This is a genomic window from Methylobacterium sp. J-068, from assembly GCF_022829445.1.
Taxonomy (GTDB): domain Bacteria; phylum Pseudomonadota; class Alphaproteobacteria; order Rhizobiales; family Beijerinckiaceae; genus Methylobacterium.
The window spans coordinates 85603-111592 of sequence record NZ_JAKSXY010000061.1; the positions used below are offsets into that span (position 1 = coordinate 85603).

23 protein-coding genes are annotated in these 25990 nt (G+C 71.0%); 8 read left to right on the forward strand and 15 right to left on the reverse strand.

Features of this window, described 5'->3' with window-relative positions:
- The first annotated feature begins 40 nt into the window (after nucleotides 1–40).
- Complete coding sequence (gene phbB / locus MKK54_RS07815; protein ID WP_244010222.1) at nucleotides 41–769, forward strand: acetoacetyl-CoA reductase; 729 nt, start codon at nucleotides 41–43, stop codon at nucleotides 767–769.
- A 212-nt stretch (nucleotides 770–981) separates the two neighbouring features.
- Complete coding sequence (locus MKK54_RS07820; RefSeq protein WP_244010223.1) at nucleotides 982–1851, forward strand: DMT family transporter; 870 nt, start codon at nucleotides 982–984, stop codon at nucleotides 1849–1851.
- 35 nt (nucleotides 1852–1886) lie between these two features.
- Here MKK54_RS07820 and MKK54_RS07825 read toward each other — a convergent pair whose 3' ends face one another.
- From MKK54_RS07825 to MKK54_RS07835, 3 genes are read right to left on the reverse strand one after another with little or no spacing between them, the layout of a single operon-like run.
- Complete coding sequence (locus tag MKK54_RS07825; RefSeq protein WP_409564144.1) at nucleotides 1887–2360, reverse strand: cupin domain-containing protein; 474 nt, start codon at nucleotides 2358–2360, stop codon at nucleotides 1887–1889.
- A gap of 22 nt (nucleotides 2361–2382) precedes the next feature.
- Nucleotides 2383–3171 carry a hypothetical protein gene (locus tag MKK54_RS07830; protein ID WP_244010225.1) on the reverse strand — a complete coding sequence of 263 codons (789 nt, stop codon included), beginning with the start codon at nucleotides 3169–3171 and terminating at the stop codon, nucleotides 2383–2385.
- Nucleotides 3171–3464, reverse strand: coding sequence for a hypothetical protein (locus MKK54_RS07835; RefSeq protein WP_244010226.1), 294 nt, complete (start codon nucleotides 3462–3464; stop codon nucleotides 3171–3173). The genes MKK54_RS07830 and MKK54_RS07835 overlap by 1 nt, the downstream gene beginning before the upstream one ends.
- 250 nt (nucleotides 3465–3714) lie before the next feature.
- Between MKK54_RS07835 and MKK54_RS07840 the strand changes: the two genes are divergently transcribed.
- Both MKK54_RS07840 and MKK54_RS07845 read left to right on the forward strand, forming a co-directional pair.
- Nucleotides 3715–6630, forward strand: a complete 2916-nt coding sequence (locus tag MKK54_RS07840) for a phosphoenolpyruvate carboxylase (RefSeq protein ID WP_244010227.1) — start codon at nucleotides 3715–3717, stop codon at nucleotides 6628–6630.
- Nucleotides 6631–6680: 50 nt separating this feature from the next.
- Entirely contained in the window at nucleotides 6681–6878 is a 198-nt protein-coding gene (locus tag MKK54_RS07845) for a hypothetical protein (protein WP_244010228.1), read from the forward strand.
- Here the strand turns inward: MKK54_RS07845 and MKK54_RS07850 are convergent.
- From MKK54_RS07850 to MKK54_RS07865, 4 genes are all read right to left on the reverse strand, one after another.
- Nucleotides 6859–7293 (reverse strand): NfeD family protein, encoded by a 435-nt coding sequence (locus MKK54_RS07850; RefSeq protein WP_244010229.1) that lies wholly within the window; start codon nucleotides 7291–7293, stop codon nucleotides 6859–6861. The two genes, MKK54_RS07845 and MKK54_RS07850, sit on opposite strands and share 20 nt — an antisense overlap.
- Nucleotides 7290–8270 carry an SPFH domain-containing protein gene (locus MKK54_RS07855; protein WP_244010230.1) on the reverse strand — a complete coding sequence of 327 codons (981 nt, stop codon included), beginning with the start codon at nucleotides 8268–8270 and terminating at the stop codon, nucleotides 7290–7292. Before MKK54_RS07855 ends, MKK54_RS07850 begins: the two co-directional genes overlap by 4 nt.
- Before the next feature lie 103 nt (nucleotides 8271–8373).
- On the reverse strand, nucleotides 8374–9606 hold the full coding sequence (locus MKK54_RS07860) for a hypothetical protein (RefSeq protein ID WP_244010231.1): 1233 nt from the start codon (nucleotides 9604–9606) through the stop codon (nucleotides 8374–8376).
- 92 nt (nucleotides 9607–9698) lie between these two features.
- Entirely contained in the window at nucleotides 9699–10538 is an 840-nt protein-coding gene (locus MKK54_RS07865) for a hypothetical protein (protein WP_244010232.1), read from the reverse strand.
- A gap of 406 nt (nucleotides 10539–10944) precedes the next feature.
- On the opposite strand from MKK54_RS07865, the gene MKK54_RS07870 reads away from it, so the two are divergent.
- Both MKK54_RS07870 and MKK54_RS07875 read left to right on the forward strand, forming a co-directional pair.
- Nucleotides 10945–11880: a lipid kinase gene (locus tag MKK54_RS07870; protein WP_244010233.1), complete on the forward strand. Its 936-nt coding sequence runs from the start codon at nucleotides 10945–10947 to the stop codon at nucleotides 11878–11880.
- A 102-nt stretch (nucleotides 11881–11982) separates the two neighbouring features.
- A complete protein-coding gene (locus MKK54_RS07875) occupies nucleotides 11983–12738 on the forward strand; it encodes a TerC family protein (RefSeq protein WP_244010234.1) in 756 nt (251 codons plus the stop codon).
- A 169-nt stretch (nucleotides 12739–12907) separates the two neighbouring features.
- Here MKK54_RS07875 and MKK54_RS07880 read toward each other — a convergent pair whose 3' ends face one another.
- The 4 genes from MKK54_RS07880 to MKK54_RS07895 form a co-directional block, all read right to left on the reverse strand.
- Nucleotides 12908–13753, reverse strand: a complete 846-nt coding sequence (locus tag MKK54_RS07880; RefSeq protein ID WP_244010235.1) for an acid phosphatase — start codon at nucleotides 13751–13753, stop codon at nucleotides 12908–12910.
- Between the two features lie 170 nt (nucleotides 13754–13923).
- Complete coding sequence (locus MKK54_RS07885; protein WP_244010236.1) at nucleotides 13924–14715, reverse strand: anti-sigma factor family protein; 792 nt, start codon at nucleotides 14713–14715, stop codon at nucleotides 13924–13926.
- 102 nt (nucleotides 14716–14817) lie between these two features.
- Nucleotides 14818–15450: a sigma-70 family RNA polymerase sigma factor gene (locus MKK54_RS07890; RefSeq protein WP_244010237.1), complete on the reverse strand. Its 633-nt coding sequence runs from the start codon at nucleotides 15448–15450 to the stop codon at nucleotides 14818–14820.
- A gap of 69 nt (nucleotides 15451–15519) precedes the next feature.
- Nucleotides 15520–16632, reverse strand: coding sequence for a patatin-like phospholipase family protein (locus MKK54_RS07895; RefSeq protein WP_244010238.1), 1113 nt, complete (start codon nucleotides 16630–16632; stop codon nucleotides 15520–15522).
- 365 nt (nucleotides 16633–16997) lie between these two features.
- Between MKK54_RS07895 and ispG the strand changes: the two genes are divergently transcribed.
- Together ispG and MKK54_RS07905 are read left to right on the forward strand one after the other, a co-directional pair.
- Nucleotides 16998–18305: a flavodoxin-dependent (E)-4-hydroxy-3-methylbut-2-enyl-diphosphate synthase gene (gene ispG / locus MKK54_RS07900; protein WP_244010239.1), complete on the forward strand. Its 1308-nt coding sequence runs from the start codon at nucleotides 16998–17000 to the stop codon at nucleotides 18303–18305.
- Between the two features lie 223 nt (nucleotides 18306–18528).
- Nucleotides 18529–20472 carry a potassium transporter Kup gene (locus tag MKK54_RS07905; RefSeq protein WP_244010240.1) on the forward strand — a complete coding sequence of 648 codons (1944 nt, stop codon included), beginning with the start codon at nucleotides 18529–18531 and terminating at the stop codon, nucleotides 20470–20472.
- Nucleotides 20473–20530: 58 nt separating this feature from the next.
- On the opposite strand, the gene MKK54_RS07910 is transcribed toward MKK54_RS07905, so the two are convergent.
- The 4 genes from MKK54_RS07910 to MKK54_RS07925 form a co-directional block, all read right to left on the reverse strand.
- Nucleotides 20531–21364, reverse strand: coding sequence for a cell wall hydrolase (locus MKK54_RS07910; RefSeq protein ID WP_409564145.1), 834 nt, complete (start codon nucleotides 21362–21364; stop codon nucleotides 20531–20533).
- A 116-nt stretch (nucleotides 21365–21480) separates the two neighbouring features.
- The gene (locus MKK54_RS07915) at nucleotides 21481–21900 is read right to left on the reverse strand and encodes a GNAT family N-acetyltransferase (RefSeq protein ID WP_244010241.1); all 420 of its coding nucleotides are present in this window, start codon (nucleotides 21898–21900) and stop codon (nucleotides 21481–21483) included.
- Nucleotides 21901–21903: 3 nt separating this feature from the next.
- Nucleotides 21904–24798, reverse strand: a complete 2895-nt coding sequence (gene secA / locus MKK54_RS07920; protein WP_244010242.1) for a preprotein translocase subunit SecA — start codon at nucleotides 24796–24798, stop codon at nucleotides 21904–21906.
- Nucleotides 24799–25085: 287 nt separating this feature from the next.
- Nucleotides 25086–25934: an aspartate dehydrogenase gene (locus MKK54_RS07925; protein WP_244010243.1), complete on the reverse strand. Its 849-nt coding sequence runs from the start codon at nucleotides 25932–25934 to the stop codon at nucleotides 25086–25088.
- Nucleotides 25935–25990 lie beyond the last annotated feature (56 nt).

The window sequence follows — 25990 nt, forward strand, 5'->3', positions numbered from 1 at the left end:
CCGACGAAAATCCAAAAAACCAAGAATTGTGGAGGAAAGCATGGCTCAGGAACGCGTCGCACTCGTCACTGGCGGCACCCGCGGCATCGGCGCCGCCATCTCGCAGGGCCTCAAGGCCAAGGGCTACAAGGTCGCGGCCAATTACGGCGGCAACGACGAGGCCGCCAACGCCTTCAAGGCCGAGACCGGCATCCCGGTCTTCAAGTTCGATGTCGGCGACTACGCCGCCTGCGAGGCCGGCATCAAGGCCGTCGAGGCCGAGGTCGGCCCGGTCGACGTCCTGGTGAACAATGCCGGCATCACCCGCGACGGCCTGTTCCACAAGATGACCTTCGAGAAGTGGCAGGCGGTCATCAAGACCAACCTCGACTCGGCCTTCACGGTCACCCGGCCCGTCATCGAGGGCATGCGCAACCGGGGCTTCGGCCGCATCATCCTGATCTCGTCGATCAACGGCCAGAAGGGCCAGATCGGCCAGACCAACTACTCAGCGGCCAAGGCCGGCGTGATCGGCTTCGCCAAGGCACTGGCCCAGGAGAGCGCCTCGAAGGGCATCACCGTCAACGTGATCGCGCCCGGCTACATCGCCACCGACATGGTGATGGCGGTGCCGGAGGACGTGCGCAACAAGATCATCTCGACGATTCCGGTGGGCCGCCTCGGCGAGGCCGAGGAGATCGCCCGCGCAGTGGAATACCTCGCGGCCGAGGATTCAGGCTTCATCACCGGCTCGACCCTGACGATCAACGGCGCCCAGTACATCGCCTGATCCGGCTTCCCGCGCGGCTCCCCTCGGGGGGCCGCGTCCCTCGTTCGACGCCGCGCAATCGGTGTCGATCGTCGTGGATCGCCGGCCAGTCGGCCCCCGTCACGCCGACATCCCGGTGCGGGACGTCGCGCAGCCTTTCCGCATCCGTCCATTGCCATCGGGCAGGAGCCCGTGTGACACGGGCCGCCGCTCCTCTCCGCTCGGCCCCTCCCATGTCCATCGCGACCCTCCTCGGCTTCTGCGCGATCCTGCTGTGGTCGCTGCTCGCCCTGTTGACGGCCCTGTCGGGCGCGGTGCCGGCGTTCCAGCTGGCGGCGATGACCTTCGCCGTCGGAGGGCTCCTCGGTTGCGCGAGCTGGATCGCGCGACCGGCGGGAATCCGAGCGCTGCGCCAGCCCTGGCCGGTCTGGCTCCTCGGCGTCGGCGGCCTGTTCGGCTACCATGCCCTCTACTTCGCAGCGCTCCGGCTCGCGCCACCGGCGGAAGCCGGTTTGATCAACTATCTCTGGCCGCTCCTCATCGTGCTGCTGTCGGCGCAATTGCCCGGTGCGGCCGGTCTGCGCGCCGGGCATCTCGGGGGCGCGGCCCTCGGGCTCGCCGGCGTCGTTGCCCTGTTCGCCGGGCGCGGGACCCTCGACGTCGCCGCCGGGGCGATGCCCGGCTACCTCGCCGCGCTGGCGGCCGCCTTCGTCTGGTCGGGCTATTCGGTGCTGTCGTCACGGGTCGGCGCGGTGCCGACGGATGCGGTCGCGGGCTTCTGCCTCGCCGCCGCCATCCTCAGCCTCGCCTGTCACGCGGCCTTCGAGACGACCCTCTGGCCGGAGGGCGCCGGGCAATGGAGCGCCGTTCTCGCCCTCGGCCTCGGCCCGGTGGGCGCCGCCTTCTACCTCTGGGACATCGGCGTGAAGCGGGGCGACCTTCGCCTCCTCGGCGTCGCCGCCTACGCCGCCCCCATCCTCTCCACCCTCACCCTGGTGGCGGGTGGCTATGCCCGCCCGAGCCCGACCCTGGGACTTGCCTGCGCGCTCATCGTGCTCGGTGCGGGCGTGGCGGTTCGCGCCTCGCGCGCGGATGCCCGCTGAGCGACAGGTCCGGCGCGGTGACGCGGTTCAGCGCGTCAGGTCCGGGGCATCGGGCGCCAGTCCGGCGGCGCCATCTCGAACCCCGCGAACTCGAAGGCCGGCGAGACCGTGCAGCCGACGAGGGTCCAGGCGCCGAGGCTGGTGGCGGTCTGCCAATGGCCGGCCGGAACCACGATCTGCGGCTGCTGCCCGCGCGTCAGGTCCGGGCCGAGATAGGCCGCGCCGGCATCGTGCCCGTTGGGGCTGACCGTGAGGACGAGGGGCGCGCCCGCGTGCCAGTGCCAGATCTCGGCGGCATCGACCCGGTGCCACTCCGAAACTTCACCGACGTCGAGCAGGTAATAGATCGCGCTGCCGACCGAGCGGCCGTCGACCTGCCTCGGATCGCGAAACGTCTCGCGGTAATGGCCGCCCTCCGGATGCGGGGCGAGACCGAGGCGAGCGATCACCTCGGCGGCGGTCAATCCATGCCCTTGTCCATGTCCTTGGCTCTGAAACCCGGCACTCATCGGCGAACGCCCTCGCGCGGCATCATGGGATGACTCCTTGCGGCAGGTGGAGCCCGAGGGGGGCCTTGGCACCGGCATCCGGGCTGGCCGCCTTGGCGCGGGCCCCCGGCCTGCGGGAATCCGCCGCCGCACCCTTGGCCGCGCCCTTCGCCTTGCCCTGGGCGACGGGCGCGCTCCGCACGGCGGGGGCCTCGCCGCATTCTTGAAAGCCGAGCTGAGCCAGGCTCTGGCCGGTGTCGGAAACGATGTTGAGCGTATCGGGCAGGGCCGTCGGGACGGCGTCCCAGCGGACCGGACCGCCCAGCATCGCCTCCAGCGCGGCCGGGCTGCCGCCCCGGCGCAGGGCGAACAGGTCCGGCCCATAGGCGGTGGCGGCCTTGCCGGCGATGACCACCTGGAGCACGCGCGTCGTCTCCGGCGTGAGCGGGCGCAGGGGATTCTCGACCACGATGGCGCCCGTGCGGGTGACCCAGACCGCGAAATCCTTCGGCCCCTCGTAATGCGCGGCCTTGGCCTCGCACAGCACCGTGAGGCCGGGCAGGTTCGCCGCCGGCATCGGGGCGGGTGCCGGCCTCGAAGCGGGGGGCGTGGCGACGACCGGGGCCGGCGCGGGCGCGGCCGTGGGTGCCGCCTCGGCGGGCTTCGGCTTCGGCTTCGGCTTGCGCGGGGGCGGCCGCGTCTTCGGCGCCGGGACCACCGGCGCCTCGGCCTCCGGCGCCGGCTCGGGGGATTGGGCCCGCCCGGGCTCGATCGCCAGCAGCAGGGCGACCGGCAGCAGAACGGCCCACCGGCGCGTGCGCGGATGCACCATCAGCGCGTCTCCTCGTGGTCTCGCCGGTCCTGGTTCCGGCCTTCCGGCAGGAGCCGGGGCTCCGGATGCCGCGTCGGCTCGATCTCCAGGACCGGCGCCGTGCGGTCGATCGGAGAGGCGGGCACCGGCTCCAGGCTGCGGATCAGCGTCTCCTCCCCGTCGGCCTCCTCGATGAGATCGACCTCGCGCGCCATGCGCAGCTCCGGCCGGCGCGCCCGGCCCAGGAGCGTGGCCACCATGAGGCCGGAGAACAGGAGGGCCGCCAGGGCGCCCAGGATCAGGATGGTTTCCATGCCGGGGCCAGGGTTAGCCCAGGATGCCCCGCGTTGCATCCTTTCCCGACGCCGCATTTTTCGAGGCGTCGCCCGCGCCGGGACTCGGAACGGTCTTTGCGTCTTCGCACACGGATGTCAGAAGCGGGTGCTCCGGGCCGCCACGCGGCGGATCGCGAAGCAGCCGAAGGTCCGACGCCCGAACGACGTCCGCGCCTCGCCACGGGCGCCGTCCGTGCCCGCTCACGCATACCAAGGTCGATCGATGCGCATGCATGACCTCAAGACGGCCGATGCAGCTCAGGAACCGGATCGCCCGCCCGGCGGGGCGGAGGGCCTGGAGCAGGATCTTCTGACGCTGATCGAGGAGTCCCGCGAGCAGGCGGCGGAGGACCCGTTCCGCAATCCCGTCCTGGCGGTGACGCTGGCGATCACCCGGCGCTTCGACCGGGGCGAGATCGGCGAGGACGACCTCGACGCCCTGTTCCCCCGGCTGCGGGCGCAGGCCTTGGCCGCGCGCGCCGAGCGCCTGCGCGCCTATGTGGGCCTCGACCGGGACGCGGCCGCGGCGGCCGACACCCGGATGGCGGCGCGGCTCGTGGCGGCGGTGCCGGAGCGCCAGGGCGCTTTCGAGACCTTCCGCGACCTCGTCGGCCGCACCGGGTTCGCCGTGGTGTTCACGGCCCACCCGACCTTCGGCATGCCGCGCGCCGTCGCCGCGCTGATCGCGGAGGCCGCGACCACGGCCGAGGCGGCCCCCCGCGCGGCGCTGGTGGCGCGCGCCGCCGACCTCTCGACCCGGCCCGACCCCAAGATCAGCCTCGACGACGAGTTCGACCAGGCCTGCATCGCCGCCAATCACGGCCGCACCGCCGTCGACGCCTTCAACGCCGCCCTCCTCGACGCCGCCCGCGCCCGCTGGCCCGACCGCTGGACCGAACTCGTGCCCAAGCCGTTCGCCATCGCGAGCTGGGTCGGCTGCGACACGGACGGGCGCACCGATATCGGCTGGTGGGACACCCTGCGCTACCGCCTCGAATCGAAGCGGATGCAGCTCGACCGGGTGATGCGCCAGCTGCCCCAGGTGCCGGGCACGAAGGTGGTGCGCGACCTCACGGCCGACGCGCTCGCCGCCGTGAACCGCCAGCTCGCCGTCGCGCCCCGCCTCGGCACGAAGCCGTCCCTCGAGGCGGTGCATCGCTTCGCGCTGGCGCTGATCATCGAGCGCGAGCGGGCGCAGACCGATTCCAGCGCGATCCTGGCCGGTCTCGCGGGGGCGATCGGAGGCCTCGAATCCGAGGCCGACCGGCGCAGCGTCGCGCTGCTGCGCTCCGGCATCGCCACCCACGGCCTCTCGAACGCCCTGCCGCACTTCCGGCTCAACGCCAGCCAGGTCCACAACGCGGTGCGCCGCGTCACCGATCTGGAAGGCGAGCCCACGGACGCCGCGCAACGCCGCTCGCACCTCGCCACCATCCACGCCCTGCTCAACGACGTGCGGGCGGTGGACGTGGATTTCGGCGCGCTCGCCGCCGAGCGGGCGTCGGCCGCCCGGCTGATGATGACGATCACCCAGATCCTCAAGCACGTGGACGGCACGCATCCCGTGCGCTTTCTCATCGCCGAGACCGAGACCGGCTACACCCTGCTCGCCGCCCTCTGGCTGGCCCGCCACTACGGCATCGCCGACAAGGTCGAGATCACGCCGCTGTTCGAGACCGCGAGCGCCCTGGAGCAGGGCGTGCGCGTCCTCGACGACGCCCTGCGCAACCCGCACTGGCGGCAATACCTGAAGCGCATCGGCCGGCTCACCGTGCAGTTCGGCTACTCGGATTCCGGGCGCTACGTCGGCCAGCTCGCCGCGAGCTTCTGGATCGAGCGCCTGCGCCTGCGCATCACCGAGCTGATGGTGCAGAACGACCTCACGGGGGTCGAGCTCGCGATCTTCGACACGCACGGCGAATCCATCGGCCGGGGGGCGCACCCGACCTCCCTGCGCGACCGCCTCGCCTATCTCGCCCCCGAGGATGCGCGCCGCCGCAACCGGGCGGCGGGCATCCGGGTGCGCCTCGAATCGAGCTTCCAGGGCTCGGACGGCTACCTCATGTTCGGCACCCTGCCGCTCGCGCAGGCGACGGTGGAGCGTATCGCCGAGCACGTCTTCGCCCTCGATGTGGCCGACGACGACAGCTTCGCCGATTACGTGCTGTCCGATCCGGCGAGCGGAGCCGACGAGACCGACGACCCCATCTACGCCGAGCCCGACTTCGCCGCCGAGTTCTTCACCGTGGTGCGCCAGGACATGGAGGCGCTGGTGGACGATCCCGGCTACGCCGCCCTGCTCGGCACCTTCGGGCCGAGCCTCCTCGACCGCACCGGCTCCCGCCCCGTGGCGCGCCAGACCGATGGCGGCGGGCCGACCATGATCACCCATCCGCGCCAGATGCGGGCGATCCCGAACAACGCGATCCTGCAGCAGCTCGGCTTCCTCGCCAATTCGCTGCACGGGGTGGGCCGCGCCGCCGGCCGGGCCCCGGACCTGTTCCGGGACATGCGGCGGGATTCCGTGCGCTTCTCGCGCTCCTTCCGCCTCGCCCAGCACGCGGCCGCCGTCAGCGACCTCGACGTGCTGCGCGCCTATATCGACACCCTCGACCCGGCGGTGTGGCTGGAGCGCGCGCGGCGCACCCAGCGCGACGGCCGGCGCGAGGAACTCGTGGTCATCGCCAACGCCCTCGACCGGCTGCGCCTCGCCCCCGACCTGCGCCACCTGTTCGGGCGCCTCACCTGCGACTGGCTGAGCCTGCGGGTGGCCGCTCCCGATCTCGGCCGGATGTCGGCGCGCCTGACCCTGCTGCACGCGATCCGGCTCGCGCTGATCCACCGGATCTGGTTCCTCGCCGTCCACATCCCGGGGTTCCGGCCGCAATCGGGGGTGACCCGCGAGGCGCTGATCGAGCGCTTCCTGCGCCTCGACATCGACGGTTGCCTCACCCTCCTCGAGGACATCTTCCCGATCACCCCGGACCCGACGCTGGGCCTGAACTTCGGCGAACCCGCCGGCCCGCGCGACGTCGGCACCTACGAGGCCGAGCACAAGACGCTGTTCGAGCCGATCCGGCGCGGCTTCCTGCGGGTGCGCGAGATCTCGGGTATGATCCAGCACGAGGTCGGTGCGTTCGGGTAGGGCCCCGGGTGAGGATGGCGATGGGACAATCACTCTGGGATCGTCTGCATATGGCGGACATGGCCCGCGAGGCCTGCTTCCTGGCCGGACAGGATCCGGACGCGCTCGTCGCCGGCTACATCGTCGATGCCGCGGGCCGGCGGCACTGGTGCCGGAAGGCCCGCTGGCGCTGGTACGCCGATGGCCTGACCGGAGAGCCGGCGCCCGCGGAAGCCCAGGACAACGGCCTTAAAGCGCCACCACCGTGAGCAGCGTGCCCTCCACCCCGGTCACCCGCACCCGCGATCCGAGCGGCGCGTCCGGTCCCGTGACGCGCCAGAGCGTGTCGTTGACGCGGATGCGGCCCTCGCCGGCCACGATCGGCGCCGCGAGCGGGTAATCCCGCCCCACCAGCCCCCGCGCGCCCTGGTTCAGGGCGTTCGGACCCGCCTTGGCCCGGCGGCTCGCCACCACCGCGAAGGCGACCGAGAGCCCGCCGAACAGCAGGATCTGGCCCTGCCAGGGCATCGGCACGAGCAGGATCTGCAGGCCCGTGACCAGGGCCGCGAGGCCGAGCCAGATCAGGAACACGCCCGACGCGACGAGTTCCGTCCCCATCAGCACGAGGCCGATCAGGATCCAGGTCCAGGCGGGCCCGATCGTCTCGACGAACGACGCGATCATCGCGCGCTTCCCCCCAGGTTCGGGGGCAGGCCGGCGCTCTTGCGCGGCGGCGCGCCCTCGCCGAAGACGCTGCGGGTGATCTCCGCGATGCCCCCGAGGGTGCCGGCGAGCGCGGCCGCCTCGATCGGCACCACCACCACGCGCTGGTTCGGGGCCGTGGCGATGGCTTTGACCGCCTCCACGTACTTCTCGGCCACGAGGAAATTCGCCGCCGCGATGTCGCCCTTGGCGATGGCCTCGCTGACGAGCTGGGTCGCCCGCGCCTCGGCCTCGGCCCCGCGCTCGCGCGCCTCCGCGTCGCGGAAGGCCGCCTCCCTGCGCCCTTCCGCCTCCAGGATGGCCGACTGCTTGCGCCCCTCGGCGCGCAGGATCTCCGCCTGCCGGTGTCCCTCCGCCTCCAGCACGGAGGCGCGCTTCTCGCGCTCGGCCTTCATCTGGCGGGCCATGGCGCCGGCGAGGTCGGCGGGAGGCACGATGTCCTTGATCTCGATGCGGGTCATCTTCACGCCCCAGGGCGAGGCCGCCGCATCCATCACCCGCAGCAGGCGCTCGTTGATCTCGTCGCGATGCGAGAGGAGCTGGTCGAGGTCCATCGAGCCGACCACGGTGCGGATGTTCGTCATGGTCAGGGTCATCACCGCGACCTCGAGCTTCGAGACCTCGTAGGAGGCCCGCGCTGCGTCGAGCACCTGGTAGAACACCACGGCGTCGATCCGCACGCCGGCATTGTCCCGGGTGAAGGCCTCCTGGCTCGGCACGTCGATGACCTGCTCCATCACGTTCACGCGCCGGCCGATCCGCTCGATGTAGGGCGCGATGAGGCCGAGCCCGGATTCCAGGCTGCGATGGTACTTGCCGAAGCGCTCCACCGTGTAGACGTGCCCCTGCGGCACGATGTTGATGCCGATGGCGAGCGTGACCACTACGAGCACGACGAGCACCACCGCCGCGACGCTGACCCCCACCGACAGATCCATGCCTCGCCCCCCCCGATCCCGTCGGCCAAAATCCACGCCGGCCAACATCCACGCCAGCATTGAGACCGGCGGGACGGGTCGGCGCAAGGGTCGTCGGAGCGTTCTACCGGGCCCAGACGCCGAGGCGCTCGGCCCGGGCGTGGTCCTCGGCGGCCACGAGGTCGGGCGTGGCCTCCGGAGAGGCGCGTCCGCCCCCGTTGAACAGCACCACCTCCGACAGGTCGCGCCCGTCCACCGCGCAGAGCCGGGCCTCGCTGCCGGCCACGGGCTGGCAGGTCACGGTGCGGCCGGCGAGGTAGCGGGTGAGTTCGTCGGCCTGCCCGCCGCGCACCCACTCGACCCCGAACAGCCGGACCAGCTTGCCGCCGACCCGCAGGGTGGCGGTGTCGATGACCTCGACCGGGCCGGTGATCTCGTTGGTGCGGGCGGGCTTGACCGGACTTTCCTCCGGCGCCGCCGGGCTCATGTCCGGTGCGCTCGGCGGCGGGTTCGCGGCGGAGGGGTTGGCGGCGGAGGCCGATGGCTGGCTCTGCGTTTGGCCCTGCGCCTCGGGCGCCGGGACCTCCTCCTCACGGTTGCCCCGGCCGCTGACGAGCGCCAGGAGGGCCACGAGGGCTACCGCTCCGAGCCCGAGGGGCAGCGCCCGGCGGGACAGGACGTCGCGCAGGACATTGCGGTCGCGCGCGACCTCGCGCAGGCGCGAGGCGGTGTCGGCGATCCGGCCGCGGGCATAGCCGGTGGCGCTGCGCGCACCCGCGCGGACGCGGCCCGGCACGACGTCGCTCTCCGGTGCCACCGGGCTGGACTGCGCTCGAACGCGCCGCTCCTGGCGACGCGCGCGAAACGCCGCCCAGCGGTCGGAGACGGACCCGACGAGCGCCCGCCCACGCGTCGCGGAGCGCGCCGCCAGGGAGCGGGCCAGGACCGACTGCGCCCCGACGAAGCGCGCGGTCGCCGCCCTGAAATCCTCGGTCGGGACCGGCGGCGGCTCGGGTTCCGGCTCCGGTTCGGGCGGGGGCGGCAGGAACAGGGCCGGATGCCGCTCGCGCAGTTCGGCGAACAGGGCGTCGATGTCCATCGGCACCGTCCGGCCCTCGGCATCGTCGACCAGGCGCGGGGCCCTGGTCCGGTCGATCACGCGATGGAAGGGAGCCTCCGGAGAAGGCTCGACGGCGGCCTCCGCCAGGAGGGCGAGGGTCCGCCGCGCCACGGGGTAGACGCCCTGGCTCTCGATCGCCGCGGCGATCCGTGCCCGCAGGGCGTCGCGCTCCGACGAGGATCCGGGCTGCCCTGTCTGGCCTTGCCCTGTCTGGCTCTGCCGTGTCTCGTCCCGCAACGGCGCGTCCGACGCCTGCGGGGGTGAATTCCGTTCAACCAAGACGCGGGGAACTCCGGACGAGAAGACGTGGCGCGCGCGGCGGGCTCGCCTCAGGCACCGCGCTGGGCCCCCGCTATAGCGCTCAACGGCCCGGCGCCATAGCGGCGCAGAACGCGGCTCGACTCGGCGACGATGACCGGGCGCGGCCCCGCGAAGCTGATGGTCAGGGTCAATTCGGAAACGCCCTGCGAGCGGGCGCCGCGCGCGGCGTTGTCGGCCCGGAAATCGAAGGTCGTGCGCACGATGCAGGTCGCGGTGGGCGCGTTGCAGGCGGTGCGGGTGGCGCCGCCCTGCACCTCGTAGCGCCGCTCGGGCCAGCGCCGGACGAAGCGACGCTTCTCGGCCATCAGGGCGGCGAGCGACAGGGTCCGGCCGTGGAACTGGACGCGCTCGGCATAGAACCGGGGTGCGGCCGCGACCATGGCGTCGCCGGAACTCGAGACGCTGTCGAGGTAGTTGTCGGTCAGGCGCGTGGCGGCGGCGGCCCATTCGGGAAAACGCGCCTCGGATTGCGCGACCGGAGGCGCCACCATCGCGGGTGTCCGTGCGATGCGGGGGCGAACCCGCAGGCGCTCCGGGGCTTCGCGCGGCGCGGCCGTGCGGCGACGGGGCGAGGCCATCGGCGTCCGCTCCGCCTTGGCCGTCTCCTGGGCCGGTGAGGTTTCCTGGACGGGCGGGGTTTCGGCGAGGGATCCAGCCGGCACCTCGGCGGCCGGCTTGGCCCCACGATTGGCGGGGGCCGGCGCCTCGCCCTGCGCCGGCTGGCGCGCCGGCGGATCGACCCAGCCCGGGCGGGTCTGCGCCTGCGCGGCGCCCGCCGTCAGGAGGACACCGACCAGGGCGGTCGAGCGGAGGAGGCGGACACCGTCGAAGCTTGAGCCGTGGCGCATGGCACATCACCGGGGTCGCGGCCGGGTTTCGGAAAAGCGGGGGCGTCGGACCGTTCGACCGGGGGGAAACGTCGCCTGGGCTCGCTAAGTTTCCCTGAATCGGCGCGGGATGCGCGCGGGGTGTGGAGGGAGTGCGGGAATAACGGGTCCGTGTGGCGCGGGCGGGCTCGCCATCGCGGCGCGGACACGCGAGCGCGGCCCTTGTCATGGCCAAGCCCTTGTCATCGCCAAGCCTGAACCCACCTTGTGGTTCGGGTCCGGGCCCCTCTGGCGGTCGAGGCGTTGACCGTGATGTCGGACCCTTCCATGCCTTTGCGCTGACGCGGCGCGAACGCACCGGAGGGTTTCAAGACCTCATGGTACCTCGTGATCCCCCCGTCCGCCCCCGCTCGGGCGAGGCCCAGCGATGAGCGGTTCCCCCCAGGACGCGCCGCGCAAAGCGCTCCTCCTCGTCAACCCGAACGCCCGGAACGGCGGCTTCTCCCTCGACGCCGTGCGCGGCATCCTGCGCGCGGGCGGCATTGAGCCCTTCGAGCCGGAGGGCAGCGCCGATTGCACAGCCGTGATCAAGCGTCACGCGAAGGGCTGCGACCTCGTCATCCTCGGGGGCGGCGACGGCACGCTGAACGCGGCGGCCCCCGCCCTGGTCGAGACCAGGCTGCCGCTCGGCATCCTGCCGCTCGGCACCGCCAACGATCTCGCCCGCTCGCTCGGCCTGCCGCTGGATCCGTTGGAGGCCGCGCGCCTCATCACCACCGAGGAGGCGCGGCCCGCCGATCTCGGCTGCGTCAACGGGCACTACTACTTCAACGTCGCCAGCATCGGCTTCTCGGCCGACCTCGCCGGAGACCTCACGGCGGAATCGAAGAAGACCTGGGGCACCCTCGGCTACGGCATCGCGGCCATCCGCGTCCTGCGGCGGATGCGGCCCTTCACGGTCTATATCGAGCATGACGGACAGACCGAGACGGTGCGCACCATCCAGGTCTCGGTGGGCAACGGGCGTCATTACGGCGGCGGCATGACGGTGGAGGAGACGGCCACCGTCGACGACGGCAAGCTCGACTTCTACAGCCTGGAGGTCGCCCATTGGTGGCGCCTGCTGATGCTGCTGCCGGCCCTGCGCAAGGGCACCCAGGGCAAGGCCGCCGACGTGCGCGCCTTCAGCACCACCGAGATCGTGGTGAAGACGAAGAAGCCGCGCCCGGTGAACACCGACGGCGAATTGTCCACCTACACGCCGGCCCATTTCAAGGTCCTGCCCGAGGCGGTGCGGATCTTCAGCCCGGCTCCGGCCGAGCGTCCCGGCGTCGTGGCGAGCGGTCCCCCCGAATCCGCCTGACGCGCGGCGCCCAGCGCGGGCGCCGCCCCCCTCAACCTCTCTCGGGCCAGCTCCGACGCCCCGCGTCGCCGGGCGGCCCACGACCACCGCAACGAGGCCAACGTGGACAGCCTGCTTCAACTCGCCAGCGATCCCACCGCCTGGGCGGCGCTCGCCACCCTGGTGGTGATGGAGGTCGTGCTCGGCATCGACAACCTCATCTTCATCTCGATCCTCACCAACAAGCTGCCGCCGGAGCACCAGCAGAAGGCGCGGCGCATCGGCATCGGCCTCGCCCTGGTGCTGCGCCTGGGGCTCCTGGCCACCATCGCCTACATCGTCGCCCTGACGCAGCCGGTCCTCACCGTGCTGGGCAAGGGCTTCTCCTGGCGCGACCTGATCCTCATCGCCGGCGGCCTGTTCCTGCTCTGGAAGGCCACGAAGGAAATCCACCACGCCGTCGACCCCGAGCCGGAGGCGAGCGGCACGGCAGCCGGCAAGGCGGGCCTCGGCTTCGCGGCGGCGATCGGCCAGATCCTCGTGCTCGACCTCGTCTTCTCGATCGACAGCATCATCACGGCGGTGGGCATGACCGAGCACGTGCCCATCATGGTGATCGCCGTGGTCACGGCCGTGACCGTGATGCTGCTGGCGGCCGACCCGCTCTCGCGCTTCATCGCCGCGAACCCGACGGTGGTGATGCTGGCCCTGGGCTTCCTCATCATGATTGGCATGACGCTGATCGCGGAAGGCTTCGGAGCGCACGTGCCGAAGGGCTACATCTACACCGCCATGGCCTTCTCGGCCGGTGTGGAGGGGCTGAACATGCTGACCCGACGGCGCAAGCGCGGCCAGGCCGGAGCAGGCCCCAAGGCGTGAAGAAACACCGTTAACGTTTCACGGGAAAACCCGAACGAACGGCCCGGCGGACACCGCAGGGCCGTTCGGCATGTCCCAGGACGGATCGGTGGTCGGCATGGTCCGACGCCGCCGCCCGGCGCGCGGTCGCCCCCCCCGACGGGGTATCTTCACCGAACGATGTGGGAGGCTAGAGAACGGGCTCGCGCGCGGCGGCTTCCTCGCGGGCGCAGACGGCCTGATCCGGTGCCATGCCGCCGCTGGCGACGAGCTTGCCCAGTTCGACGCGGGCCTTTTCCATGTCGGCGCGGAAGCCCGCATCGCCCTGCAGGGCGGCGTAGACGGCGGTGGCGGTGGTGCGGCCAGCCTCGATATCGCTGGCCCAGTGCAGGCCGCAGACGATGCGGCTCTCGCCGTAGGACCGGGCGCGGACGAAGAACTGCGTCGCCTTCTCGGGCATCAGCGCGGCCATGATCGCCGCGTAGGTCCAGGCCTGGGCCGCGTGGCTCGACGGAAAGCTGAAGGCATTCCCGAGCTCGGCGGTGCGCATCACGCAGATTTCCGCGTCGTTGCCCACGAAGGGACGCAGGCGGCGATAGTGTAGTTTCGGCCCACGCGTGCCGTGGGCGATGTCGAGGCGCGTGCGTTCCAGCAGGGTCATGAGGGCGGGCGCCCGCGACTGGTCGATGCGCTGGCCGATGACGCAGGCGAAATCGTCGAGGATCGCCGAAGCGCCGTCCGCCACGTCGGTGGTGGCCAGCGCCCAGCGCGGCCCGCCCTTGAGGGCACGCGTGGCGTTGAACGCGGCCTTGTCGGCGGCCTCCGCCGCCGATTGCCCGCGCGGCGGGGCACCCAGGATCGCCACCGTGTCGGGCGCCTGGGCATCGCTGAGATAGGGTGAGCGCGCCGGCTTGCCCGGCGTCAGGGGCGTTGTGCCCACCGCGGGCGCGGAGGCCGGCTTCTGCGGCCCGTCCTGTGCCAGCGCGGCCAGGGGCGTGGCGGCGAGGAGGGTCAGGACGAGGGACAGGCGGGCCATCGGCGTCTCGAAATCAGAGGGTCGGCAAAGAGCAAGTGCCTCGTGAGTCTACGGTTCCCACGCGACAGGCGTATGGCACGCGCAACCTGAACACCGCCCGACCCGATCTTTCCTTCCGAGCCGAAGCACGATCCGCCGATATGGCCGGATCGGGGTCCCGCGATGACCCTCTAGAGCTTCGTCGCGCGGTGACCGGCCAAGCGACGCGCCGCGTCTTCGATCCCCGCATGGTCGCGGCCGCCGCTCAGGGCATAGGCCGTGCGGGCGGCGGTCCAGTAGGCGGTCTCGCCGTCGCCCGGGCTCGTGATAAGGCTCGGCGCGGCATCCGTCTCCGAGCCGCGCGTGGCGAAGAGCGAGACCTCGCCGAGATCGCCAGCGTCGATCATCACCTCGACGCCGGCGCCATTGCGGGCGGGCACGATCTGGACATCGCGCACGGTCCAGTCCTTGGGCAGGTCCGGCAGAGCGATCCCGGTCGCCGCCGCGATGCCGTCGCGGTCGTAGGACGCCACGACCGTGCGCTGCGAAGCGATGCGCGCGCGGACCTGGGCGACCTCGCGGGCATGGCGGGCATCGGCCACCAAAGCGGGGTCGACGGGCGAGGCGAAGGTGTCGGCCACGCCGAGGAAGGGTCCGTCGGAATGCGCGAGCCAGCCCGTGCCGACCAGCAGGGCGATGACGGCGGCCCGGCGCAGACGGTCGCCGAACCGGCGCCAGGCCAGAGTCCGGTCGAGCCTGCGCGCGGCGGCGCGGTTGCGCTCGGGGCCGGGCCCCGGCAGGGCCGCGAAGGCTTGGCGCAGGGCGTCGCGGCCATGCAGCTCGGCCATGATCAGCGCGGCGGTCTCGGGCTGGCGCGCCAGGTGCGCCTCGACGTCGAGACGGCGCAAGCCGTCGAGCTGCCCATCCACGTAGGCGGTGAGGTCGGTCTCGGTGATCGGGTCGATCATCGCTGTCGGTTCCATGGCGTCGGCTCCGGTCCGGATACAGGGGGCGCGTCCCCGGACAAGGAGTCCCGGCCGCGCTGTGGGATGGATCGGCACCGATCCTCCCCGAATTCGTGGAAATCAGGTGTCGCCGACGGCCCGGCCGAACGGCGGTGACGCAGCGTCCTCGTCTTGCGCGACGAGGCGCAGGCGCGGCCGCTCAGCGGCGAGGTGCTGGCGGCGGTCGGCGACACTGCCGCCCGGTCGCTCGCCGGAGCGCGCGCCCTCCTCGAACGCCCTCAGGGCGGCGCGACCCCGGCCGAGGCGCGACATCAGGGTGCCGATGGGAATGCCCAGAACGGCGGCCGCATCCGCGTAGGCCATGCCCTCGAGGGTGACGAGGTGGAGCGCGGCGCGCTGCTCCTCCGGCAGGGTGAGGAAGGCCTTGCGGATCTGGGCGAGGCGAACCTGCGCCTCCTGCGAGGGCGGCGTCACCTCCTCGCTCATCTGCACCAGGGTGTCGGCGTGGCGGGCCTCGACGCGCTTGCGGCGCTGCTCGTCGATGAAGACGTTGTGCAGGACCGTCATCATCCAGGTGCGCAGGTTGGTGTTCGGGCGCGCGGCCTGTCCCGATTCGAGGGCACGCACCAGGGCATCGTGCACGAGGTCGTCGGCCCGGAGCGTGTCGCGGGTCAAGGCCCGCGCGTAGCGCCGCAGGGGCACGAGGAGATCGACGATGGCGGTGGGGCCGGGCCGGCTGGTTTCGGTCGTCATGGATAGGTCAACGGCCGAACCCCCCGGTTTAATCCCGCGCCGCGCGGGCATATTCGGCCGGTCGTCGCCTCAGCGATAGGTGGCCTCGAGGTCGAGGGTGCAGGTCCGGCCGATCTGGTCGTAATTCTCCGCGATCCAGCCCTGCGCGGCAACCCGGCCCTTGTCGCGCAGGCGCTCGAACACCCGCCAGCGGGCATCGAGCCGCGAGGAGGCCTGGTAATCGTCGAGGGCGCCGGTGCCGTCGATCCGGTGGACGTACTGGGACTGGTACTGCCCCCGGCCGAGCACGCCCTCCGCGATGAGGTGATCGACGAAATCGATGGCGCGCAGTTCCCGCATCAGGTTGGCGTTGAAGGTGATCTCGTTGAGGCGGTCCTGGATCTCCTGCGGCGTGCGCGGGGTCTCGCGGCGCTCCACCGGATTGATCTGCACCAGGACGATGTCGCGGGTCTCGGCGCCGCGATAGAGCGGATAGAGCGGCGGGTTTCCGAGGTAGCCGCCGTCCCAGTACGGCACGCCGTCGATCTCGACCGCCTGGAACACGGTGGGCAGGCAGGCCGAGGCCATCAGGTGGTCGACGTTGAGCGCCTCGCGCTCGAACACCGCGAGCTTGCCCGTCCAGACATTGGTGGCGGAGACGAACAAAGCCGCCGTCTTAGCCGCGCGCAGCCGCTCGAAATCGACCTGGGCGGCCAGCACCTTGCGCAGGGGATTGTAGTTCAGCGGATTCGACGTGTAGGGGCTGGTCTTCAGGGCCCGGCTCCAGAACTCCGCGACGGGGTTGTTCGACCAGAACTCGAACAGGCCGCTGAAGGCGCGCCGCTGCGCCGGCCAGAAATCCCCGTCGAGGCTGACCTCGCGCCAGAACCGCGCCAGCGCCCGGCGGGCCCCCTCGGGTCCGTCCTCCAGCCAGCCATCCACCATCACGACGGCGTTCATGGCCCCGGCGCTTGCCCCCGTGATCGCCTCGAAGCCGAGGCGCCCGTCCTCGATCAGCGCGTCGAGCACGCCCCAGGTGAAGGCCCCGTGCGCACCGCCCCCCTGGAGCGCCAGCGCCACGGTCTTCTCCGCGCGCGGCCCGGCCATGACGCGGGTCGCGGCGGACGGCTGCATCGGCAGGTCGTGCTCGACCGGAACGTCGATGAGCGAATCGACCGGCGGTTCCTGGTGCGGATCGAGCATGCGGGTCTCCTGAATTTTATGCTGCACTGCAATATATGATGCGGCAAGGTCACAAACAGGCGAGACGATGCAGCGGTTCCCTGTCCGCCACGCAGCTCTGCCCCTCGCCTCCCCCCTCGCGAGGCCCCGTCAACTCGACATCGCCGCCCGGATGGGACATGGGAGTGTCGAATACGATTCCTGCAGTCGCTGCGCCGTCCGGGCCGCCCGGTGACGCAGCGGGCTTGACGCCCGCCCGCCGTCATCTCAGCTAAACGATCGAGGGCGTATCACTCGCGGCATCGGAACGCCGCCACCCGGCCCGGACCGGCCCGCTCGACGGCCTCCGGTCACCGGCGGACGTTCCTCGGAGCGCACAGTCAACGATGGACACCATGGACGCGACCCCCGCCAATCCGATCCGCGGCACCGGCCCCGAGATCGCAGGACCCAGCCCCCGGCACCGCACCGTCGGCGTCACCATCGGGTCGGGCGAAGGGGCCGTGACGGTGGGCGGCGGCGCGCCGATCGTCGTCCAGTCGATGACCAACACCGACACCGCCGACATCGACGGCACCGTGGCGCAGGTGGCCCAGCTCGCCCGGGCCGGCTCGGAACTCGTGCGCATCACCGTCGACCGCGACGAGGCCGCCGCCGCCGTGCCCAAGATCCGCGAGCGCCTCGACCGCATCGGCGTGCACGTGCCGCTGGTGGGCGACTTCCACTACATCGGACACAAGCTCCTCTCCGACCACCCGGCCTGCGCCGAGGCGCTGGCGAAGTACCGGATCAATCCGGGCAATGTCGGCTTCAAGGAGAAGAAGGATACGCAGTTCTCGACGATCATCGAGCAGGCGGTCCGCTACGGCAAGACCGTGCGCATCGGCGCGAACTGGGGCTCCCTCGACGAGGCGCTGCTCACGCACCTGATGGACGAGAACGCGAAGCTGCCCAAGCCCATCGACGCCCGCGCGGTGATGCGCGAGGCCATGGTGCAGTCGGCCCTGACCTCGGCCGACCGCGCCGTGGAACTCGGCCTGTCCCAGGACAAGATCATCCTCTCGGCCAAGGTCTCGGCGGTGCAGGACCTCATCGCGGTCTATCGCGAGGTGGCGCGCCGCTCCGACTACGCGATCCATCTCGGCCTGACCGAGGCCGGCATGGGCTCGAAGGGCCTGGTCGCCGCCTCCGCCGCCATCGGCGTGCTGCTGCAGGAGGGCATCGGCGACACGATCCGCTACTCGCTCACCCCCGAGCCGGGCGGCGACCGCACCGTGGAGGTCAAGGCCGCGCAGGAACTCCTGCAGACCATGGGCTTCCGGACCTTCGTGCCGCTGGTCGCGGCCTGCCCGGGCTGCGGCCGCACCACCTCGACCACGTTCCAGGAACTCGCCCGCGATATCCAGAACTGGATCGTCAAGTCCATGCCGGAGTGGAAGAAGGCCTATCCGGGCGTCGAGGGCCTCAACGTCGCGGTGATGGGCTGCATCGTGAACGGCCCCGGCGAATCGAAGCACGCCGATATCGGCATCTCGCTGCCGGGCACGGGTGAGACCCCCACCGCCCCGGTCTTCATCGACGGCAAGAAGGCCATGACCCTGCGTGGACCGACGCTGGCCAAGGATTTCGAGACCGTGGTGACCGATTACATCGAGCGGCGCTTCGGCGCGGGCACCCGCACCGCCGCCGAGTAACATCGCCCCAAGGCGCAACACCGCCCCAGGGCGCGACGACCCGTCATGGAGAACGGGAACCTCGATGCAGGTTGCCGTTCTCGCATGCTGCGCCGCATGATAGCGTGAACGCAACCGTCCCCCGCCGCCCGACAAAGTCGGGACCGGCCCCGGCGTTCCCGCGCGCGGCTCATCCCGCCGCGCCGCGAGACGTTGGGCTCGCCACGAGCCTCGATCGAGCCGAATGACGCAATCCGCCACTTCGAGCGCGCCCGCCGCCAAATCCGAGGGCGCCGGCGCGCCGCCCCCGGCCACCGACGAGACCGCCCGTGCCCACGCCCCCGCGAGCCTGGGGACCCTGGTGCTGGGCTCCATCGGCGTCGTTTACGGCGATATCGGGACGAGCCCCCTCTACGCCTTCCGGGAGGCCCTGGTCTCGGCCCGCGCCGACGGCATCCTCCTGCGCGAGGAGGTGCTGGGCGTCGCCTCGCTGATCCTGTGGGCGCTCGTCCTCATCGTTACCATCAAGTACGTCGTCATCCTGATGCGGATGGACAACAACGGCGAGGGCGGCATCCTCTCGCTGATGGCGCTCGCCCGCACCGCGCTCGGCGGCTCGCGCGTGGTGTTCATGTTCGGGCTGCTCGGCGCCTCGCTGTTCTACGGCGACGCCATCATCACCCCGGCGATCTCGGTGCTCTCGGCGGTGGAGGGCCTGAAGCTCGTCACCCCCGCCTTCGATTCCTACGTGCTGCCGATCACCATCGCGATCATCGTGCCGCTGTTCCTCATCCAGGTCCGGGGCACGAGCAAGGTGGCGTCGTTCTTCGGCCCCGTGATGGCGGTCTGGTTCGCCGCGATGGCGCTCGCCGCCCTGCCCCACATCGTCGCCAACACCGACGTGTTCTGGGCGCTCAACCCCTATTACGCCGTGCATTACCTGCTCGGGCACGGCACCGGGGCGCTGGTGGCTCTGGGCGCGGTGTTCCTCGCGGTGACGGGGGCCGAGGCCCTGTTCGCCGACCTCGGCCATTTCGGGCGCCGGCCGATCCAGATCGCCTGGCTCTCCCTGGTCGGCCCCTGCCTCGTGCTGAACTACTTCGGTCAGGCGGCCCTGGTGCTGTCGAAGCCCGACACCACCGACCCGTTCTTCCAGCTCGTGCCCGAATGGGGCCTGCTGCCGATGGTGCTGCTGGCCACCGCCGCCACCGTCACGGCGAGCCAGGCCGTCATCACCGGCGCCTTCTCGCTGTCGCGCCAGGCGATCCAGCTCGGCCTGCTGCCGCGCCTCGAGATCCGCCACACCTCGGAATCGCATTCCGGGCAGATCTACTTGCCGCAGATCAACGCGCTGCTCATGGTCGGCGTGGTGATCCTGGCGGTGCTGTTCCGCTCCTCGGCGGCGCTCGCCTCGGCCTACGGCATCGCGGTGACGGGCACGATGCTGATCACCGCGAGCCTCGCCTTCCTGGTGCTGTGGAAGACCTGGAAATGGTCGCCCTGGGCCGCCGGCCTCGCGATCCTGCCCTTCGCGGCGGTGGAGTTTCTGTTCCTCCTGTCGAACATGCTCAAGGTGTTCGAGGGCGGCTACGTGCCCCTGCTGTTCGCGGGCGCGCTCATCGTCATGATGTGGACCTGGGTGCGCGGCGTCGCCATCCTCATCAACAAGACCCGCAAGACCGACGTGCCGCTGACCGAACTGGTCGGCATGCTGGAGAAGAGCCCGCCCCACCACGTGCGCGGCACGGCGGTGTTCCTGACGAGCGACCCCTACATCGCGCCCGCCGCCCTGCTGCACAACCTCAAGCACAACAAGGTGCTGCACGAGAAGAACGTGGTGCTCACGGTCGAGACCGTGGACACGCCCCGCGCCGCGGAGGCCGACCGCATCCACATCGAGCCCATCGGCCCGCACTTCCACAAGGTCGTGATGAAGTTCGGCTACATGGAGACGCCCAACATCCCCCGGACCCTGACGCTGCTGCGCAAGCAGGGCTTCAAGTTCGACATCATGGCGACCTCGTTCTTCCTGTCGCGCCGCTCGATCCGCCCGGCCGCCCATTCGGGCATGCCCCTCTGGCAGGACCGGATCTTCATCACGCTCGCCAAGAACGCCAACGACGCCACGGACTTCTTCCAGATCCCCACCGGCCGGGTGGTGGAGGTGGGAACCCAGGTCACGGTCTAGGGCGTCCGCCCGGGAGGCTCCCGGGCGATGCGGCGGCGGGCGTCCGCCGAACCGCGTGTCACGGCCGCGGCAGGTTGAGCACCGTCGGGGGGATGATCGGCGCCAGGGCGGCGGGCGTCAGGGCGACGCGGCTCCGCGCCGGGGGCGTTGCCGTCTCGGCGGTTTTCACGACCGGCTTCGCGGCCATGGCTGCGCGCACCACGGGTGTCGGGCGCCGGGCGGGCGCCTCGGCGGCCCGCGTCGGGGGAGCCCGCACGGCAGGCGCCGGCTCGGCCGGCACAGGGGCGGTCCGGTCGGGTGCGGCGACCGGGATGACCGGCACCGTGGGCGGCTCGGCGGCGGCGAAGGCCAGCGCCGCCGGCGGCGCGGCCTGCTCGGCGGCGCCGGCTTTTCGCTTCTCGTAGAAGGCGTTGCCGCCCGCCACCGCGACGTAGTGCATGTTGGTGTAGGGGAAGCGCAGGCCGGCGGTGTGGAAGTACATGGCCCGGCCGACCTTCGGGTGGCGCTGGCCGTCGAGCACCGCGTCCGTGACCTCGGCGACCTTCTGGAGTTCCTTCCCCTCCATCTTCCGCGTCAGCACGCCGGGCGCGAATTGCCGGGGCTGGCCGACCACGGCGCAGATGCCGCCGTTCGGAAAGGCCGCCGCCTCGAGGCGGTTCATCACCACCGTGCCCACGGCCAGGAGCCCTTCGGGATCGCTGCGGTTCGATTCGAAGTACATCGCCCGGCCGAGACAGTCGCGCTCCTCGTCCGTGGCGGCGATCGGCTTGGCCGCCAGCGTCGAACCCGTGCCCATGGGGGTCGGCGCATAGGTGTTGCAACCGCCAAGACCGGGAACCGCCAGGATCAGGCTCAGGAGTGGCAGCGTCGTCGCCGATCGGTATCCCCGCATGCCGTCTCGCTCCGCGCCCTCAAGCTTGTCCATGAGGCTTGCCGGCCAAATGGGTTCGTTTTCGGGCAGCACGAGATACGGCGCGAGATCTTTGCCGGATCAGGACCCTTTGCCGATCAGGACCCGCGGTCGTAGCGGAAGGCGTCGGGCACGCGCGGCATGCCGATGTGGTCGTAGAAGGTGACGGCGTCGGGCGCTGCGGTGAGCAGCAGCGAGGCCTGGGGACCGACCGCCGCGCGGGTGGCGGCGATGAGGCCCTGGCCGACCTTCAGCCCCTGCGCCGCGCGGCACACCGCGAGGTCCGAGAGGTAGGCGCAGAAGGCGAAGTCGGTGAGCGTGCGCGCCACCCCCACGAGGACGCCGTCCCGGCGCGCCGTGACGACGAGATCGGCCCGCTCCAGCATCAGCGCGAGGCGGGGCAGGTCGTCGGCGGGCCGGCGCGGGGCGAGGCCCGATTCGACGAGGACGCGGCGGAACTCCGCCGCGTCGAGATCGGGTTCGATGCCGTAGCGGATCTCGCCGGGGGACCGGGACATCCGTCAGGCCGTCAGCGTGCCGTGGCAGTGCTTGTACTTCTTGCCGGAGCCGCAGGGGCAGGGCTCGTTGCGCCCGACGCGGCCCCAGGTGGCGGCATCCTGCGGATCGCGCTCCAGCACGGCGGTCTCGGCCGACATCTCGCGCGCGGCGTAGCCGTAGGCGGGGCCGGCCCCGCCGTCGCTGCCGGTCCCGGGCCGGTCCATCTCGTTCTCGCCCGTGACGGGATCGAGATGCTGGGCGAACATCGACGGCAGGCCGGGTTGAGCGAAGGGATCGCTGGCCCCGTCGGCCGGATTGTCCTCATACATGATCTCGATGCGCGCCAGCTGCTGCGTCACCTGCTCGCGCAGGGATGCGACGAGGCCGTTGAAGAGGTCGAAGGCCTCCGACTTGTACTCGTTGAGGGGGTCGCGCTGGGCGACGCCGCGCCAGCCCACCACCTGGCGCAGGTGATCGAGGGTGACGAGGTGCTCGCGCCAGAGATGGTCGAGGGTCTGCAGGAGCACCTGCTTCTCGATATAGGTCATCATCACGGGCGTGTTCTTCTCGACCCGCGCGGCGTAGGCGTCGTCCGCGGCCTGACGCAGGCGGTCGCGCATCTCCTCGTCGGCGATGCCCTCCTCCTTGGCCCAGCCCTCGACCGGCACGTCGAGGTTGAGCACGGTCTCGACCCGCTCGCGCAGGCCCTCGATGTCCCACTGCTCCGCGTAGGCGTTCTCGGGCACGTGGACGGCGACGAGGTCGTCGACCACGCCGTGGCGCATCTCGTCCACGGTCTCGCGCACGCTCTCCTGGCCCATGAAGTCGCGGCGCTGCTCGAACACGACCTTGCGCTGGTCGTTCATGACGTTGTCGTACTTGAGCACGTTCTTGCGCATGTCGAAGTTGCGCGCCTCGACCTTCTGCTGCGCCTTCTCGATCGCCTTGTTGATCCAGGGATGGATGATCGCCTCGCCCTGTTCGAGCCCGAGGCGGGTCAGCATGCCGTCCATGCGGTCGGACCCGAAGATCCGCATCAGGTCGTCCTGGAGCGAGAGGTAGAACTTCGAGCGGCCGGGATCGCCCTGGCGGCCCGAGCGGCCGCGCAGCTGGTTGTCGATGCGGCGTGATTCGTGGCGCTCGGTGCCGATGATGTAGAGGCCGCCCGGCAGGGCCTTCTTGCGGCCCGCCTCGGGGTCGGCCGGCTCGCCGGAGGCCAGCACCTTGGCCCGGTTCTCGTCGATCTCGGCCCTGATCGCGGCGATGCCGGCCTCGCGCTCGGCCCCCTCGGGCACGCCCGCGAGTTCCTTCTCGACGCGCATCTCGACGTTGCCGCCGAGCTTGATGTCGGTGCCGCGCCCGGCCATGTTCGTCGCGATGGTGATGGCGCCGGGCACGCCGGCCTCGGCCACGATGTAGGCCTCCTGCTCGTGGAAGCGGGCGTTGAGCACGGCGAAGCGCTTCGTCACCCGGCCCTCGCGGGCGGCGGCGTAGACATCCGTGAGCGCGTTGGGGTCCGAGTAGTCGAGCTGGCGGAAGCCGGACTTCACCAGCAGCTCGGCCAGATGCTGCGACTTCTCGATCGAGCCGGTGCCGACCAGGATCGGCTGGTGGCGCGCATGCGCCTTCTCGATCTCGGCGATGATGCCGGCGTACTTCTCGTCTACCGTGCGGTAGACCTCGTCGTCCTCGTCGACGCGCTCGACCTCCTTGTTGGTCGGGATGTCGACGACTTCGAGCTTGTAGATCTCGGCGAACTCGTCCGCTTCGGTGGAGGCCGTGCCCGTCATGCCGGCGAGCTTGGAATAGAGGCGGAAGTAGTTCTGGAAGGTGATCGAGGCCAGCGTCTGGTTCTCGGGCTGGATCGTCACCCGCTCCTTGGCCTCCAGCGCCTGGTGCAGCCCTTCCGAGTAGCGCCGGCCCTGCATCATGCGGCCGGTGAACTCGTCGATGATCACCACCTCGTCGTTCTTGACGATGTAGTCCTTGTCGAGGGTGAACAGGGTGTGGGCCCGAAGCGCCAGGTTCACGTGGTGGACCAGGGAGACGTTGTGCGCGTCGTAGAGGTCGCCCTCCTTCAGGAGGTCGGCGCCGCGCAACAGGTCCTCGACGAACTCGTTGCCGCTCTCGGTCAGCGAGACCGTGCGCTGCTTCTCGTCGAGGTCGTAATGCTCGCGCTCGAGATGCGGCATCAGCGCGTCGACGGTGACGTAGAGCTCGGAGCGGTCGTCGACGGGACCGGAGATGATGAGCGGGGTGCGCGCCTCGTCGATGAGGATCGAGTCGACCTCGTCGACGATCGCGTAGTTGTGTCCCCGCTGCGAGAGCTGGGACAGCTCGTACTTCATGTTGTCGCGCAGGTAGTCGAACCCGAACTCGTTGTTCGTGCCGTAGGTGATGTCGGCCGCGTAGGCCTCCTTGCGCTGCCCGTCGTCGAGCCCGTGCACGATGGTGCCGACGGTGAGACCGAGGAAGCGGTAGACCCGGCCCATCCACTCCGCGTCGCGGGCGGCGAGATAGTCGTTCACCGTCACCACGTGGACGCCGAGGCCGGACAGCGCGTTGAGGTAGACCGGCAGGGTCGCCACCAGGGTCTTGCCCTCGCCGGTGCGCATCTCGGCGATGCCGCTCTCATGGAGCACCATGCCGCCGATGAGCTGCACGTCGAAGTGGCGCTGCCCGAGCACGCGCTTGGCCGCCTCGCGCACGGTGGCGAAGGCGGGCACGAGGATGTCGTCGAGGCTCTTGCCGGCGGCGAGCTCGGCCTTGAGCCCGTCGGTGCGGGCGCGCAGTTCGTCGTCCGAGAGCGCGGCGACCTGCGGCTCCAGGGCGTTGATCTCGGCCACACGGGGACGATAGCCCTTCACGCGCCGGTCGTTGGACGAGCCGAAAATCTTCTTGGCGAGGGCACCGAGCATCGTGAACCTACGGTCGATCGAAAAGTCTGAAGGCGGATATTGGCCGGGCTTATAGAGGTAAATATCCGGCGGCGCATCAGACAAGGCCCCGCCGCGCCGGCTTGAAAATTACCCGAAGGTGGGCCGTGACGTTTCGAGGCGAGGCGCGCCGAATTCTGACGATCCGCGCCCGTGATGCTTTCATGCCAAATCCGGTTGATCCCTTCGGGATGGCGGATTCGGGCTTCGCTCAGGCGCGGCGCGGGCTGAGCGACACCGTCTTCCGCTTGATCGAAGCGGAGACGCTATCAGAGGGATAGCGGCAGCACCCGGCTCTCGATGGTTCGCACCAGGGCGAGGGCGGTGAGTTCGGAGGATTTCGGATTCGTGGCGAGCGGCCGATTCTCGATCCAGATCTCCATCGTCCCGAATGCTCCGCTAGCCCGCAGCCGATGTCCGTTTCCCGACGCGGTGGGGTCGGCCACGAGCTGAACGAATGTACGGTCGAGGCCGATTCCCGCCAGAGCGGTGATCACGGCGACGTTCGCGTTGGCCGGAAACGATCGTGCCGCGTCCCGCGCCGATCCTTCGAAGAACACCGTCTCTCGGCTCAGAGCGTGCAGATCGACGGCGCGCTCGGCGGGCGTCCCGAACCAGGCTTGGGGCGGTTTCACGATCCGGTGCGTCACCTCGGAGAGGGGCAGGATGGAGGCCGCCGCCAGGGCGTCCATCCCGGCGAGTGCGCCCGTCGGAACCAGGATCTGACTTCCGTGCGCTTCCGCGCTCGCCAGGAGCCGGTCAAGCACGCCCTCCTCGCAGAAGGCGCTCGTCGAGGACACGGCGAAGCTGCGCGCGTAGCACAGGGCCGCCGATCCCCACGGTTCCACCGCGTCACGGCCGGCGGCTTCGATCACCATGTCGATCCGCGCCCCGGCCAGGGTCTCGGGCCCGGCCAGCCAGCGCACACCTTCGGGCAGGGCAGAGCCCCCTTCAGGCTGTGTCCGCGTGCCGACCCCGACCAAGACGATGGGCCTACTCCGCTCGTCGAGAAGCTGCACGACGCGACGCGCTATGGCACCCCAGCCGACCATCGCGATGCGCAAGGGGCGCGTTCCGCGTGACGGACTTTCCGCCGTGGTCTGTTCCGAACTGGACACCGTCGCTTCTCCGGATCGCTGACAGTCGATCCATCGACTGTGGCGAAACCTACGAC

Excerpts from the sequence above, each read along its gene's own strand:
- secA (WP_244010242.1), bottom strand. The coding sequence starts at position 24,798 with ATGCTCGGTGCCCTCGCCAAGAAGATTTTCGGCTCGTCCAACGACCGG.
- MKK54_RS07905 (WP_244010240.1), top strand. The coding sequence starts at position 18,529 with ATGACGCAATCCGCCACTTCGAGCGCGCCCGCCGCCAAATCCGAGGGC.
- MKK54_RS07915 (WP_244010241.1), bottom strand. The coding sequence starts at position 21,900 with ATGTCCCGGTCCCCCGGCGAGATCCGCTACGGCATCGAACCCGATCTC.
- MKK54_RS07910 (WP_409564145.1), bottom strand. The coding sequence starts at position 21,364 with ATGCGGGGATACCGATCGGCGACGACGCTGCCACTCCTGAGCCTGATC.
- MKK54_RS07840 (WP_244010227.1), top strand. The coding sequence starts at position 3,715 with ATGCATGACCTCAAGACGGCCGATGCAGCTCAGGAACCGGATCGCCCG.
- MKK54_RS07870 (WP_244010233.1), top strand. The coding sequence starts at position 10,945 with ATGAGCGGTTCCCCCCAGGACGCGCCGCGCAAAGCGCTCCTCCTCGTC.
- MKK54_RS07835 (WP_244010226.1), bottom strand. The coding sequence starts at position 3,464 with ATGGAAACCATCCTGATCCTGGGCGCCCTGGCGGCCCTCCTGTTCTCC.
- MKK54_RS07825 (WP_409564144.1), bottom strand. The coding sequence starts at position 2,360 with ATGAGTGCCGGGTTTCAGAGCCAAGGACATGGACAAGGGCATGGATTG.
- MKK54_RS07830 (WP_244010225.1), bottom strand. The coding sequence starts at position 3,171 with ATGGTGCATCCGCGCACGCGCCGGTGGGCCGTTCTGCTGCCGGTCGCC.
- MKK54_RS07895 (WP_244010238.1), bottom strand. The coding sequence starts at position 16,632 with ATGCTCGATCCGCACCAGGAACCGCCGGTCGATTCGCTCATCGACGTT.
- MKK54_RS07885 (WP_244010236.1), bottom strand. The coding sequence starts at position 14,715 with ATGGAACCGACAGCGATGATCGACCCGATCACCGAGACCGACCTCACC.
- MKK54_RS07820 (WP_244010223.1), top strand. The coding sequence starts at position 982 with ATGTCCATCGCGACCCTCCTCGGCTTCTGCGCGATCCTGCTGTGGTCG.
- MKK54_RS07865 (WP_244010232.1), bottom strand. The coding sequence starts at position 10,538 with ATGCGCCACGGCTCAAGCTTCGACGGTGTCCGCCTCCTCCGCTCGACC.
- MKK54_RS07850 (WP_244010229.1), bottom strand. The coding sequence starts at position 7,293 with ATGATCGCGTCGTTCGTCGAGACGATCGGGCCCGCCTGGACCTGGATC.
- MKK54_RS07845 (WP_244010228.1), top strand. The coding sequence starts at position 6,681 with ATGGCGGACATGGCCCGCGAGGCCTGCTTCCTGGCCGGACAGGATCCG.
- phbB (WP_244010222.1), top strand. The coding sequence starts at position 41 with ATGGCTCAGGAACGCGTCGCACTCGTCACTGGCGGCACCCGCGGCATC.
- MKK54_RS07855 (WP_244010230.1), bottom strand. The coding sequence starts at position 8,270 with ATGGATCTGTCGGTGGGGGTCAGCGTCGCGGCGGTGGTGCTCGTCGTG.
- ispG (WP_244010239.1), top strand. The coding sequence starts at position 16,998 with ATGGACACCATGGACGCGACCCCCGCCAATCCGATCCGCGGCACCGGC.
- MKK54_RS07880 (WP_244010235.1), bottom strand. The coding sequence starts at position 13,753 with ATGGCCCGCCTGTCCCTCGTCCTGACCCTCCTCGCCGCCACGCCCCTG.
- MKK54_RS07890 (WP_244010237.1), bottom strand. The coding sequence starts at position 15,450 with ATGACGACCGAAACCAGCCGGCCCGGCCCCACCGCCATCGTCGATCTC.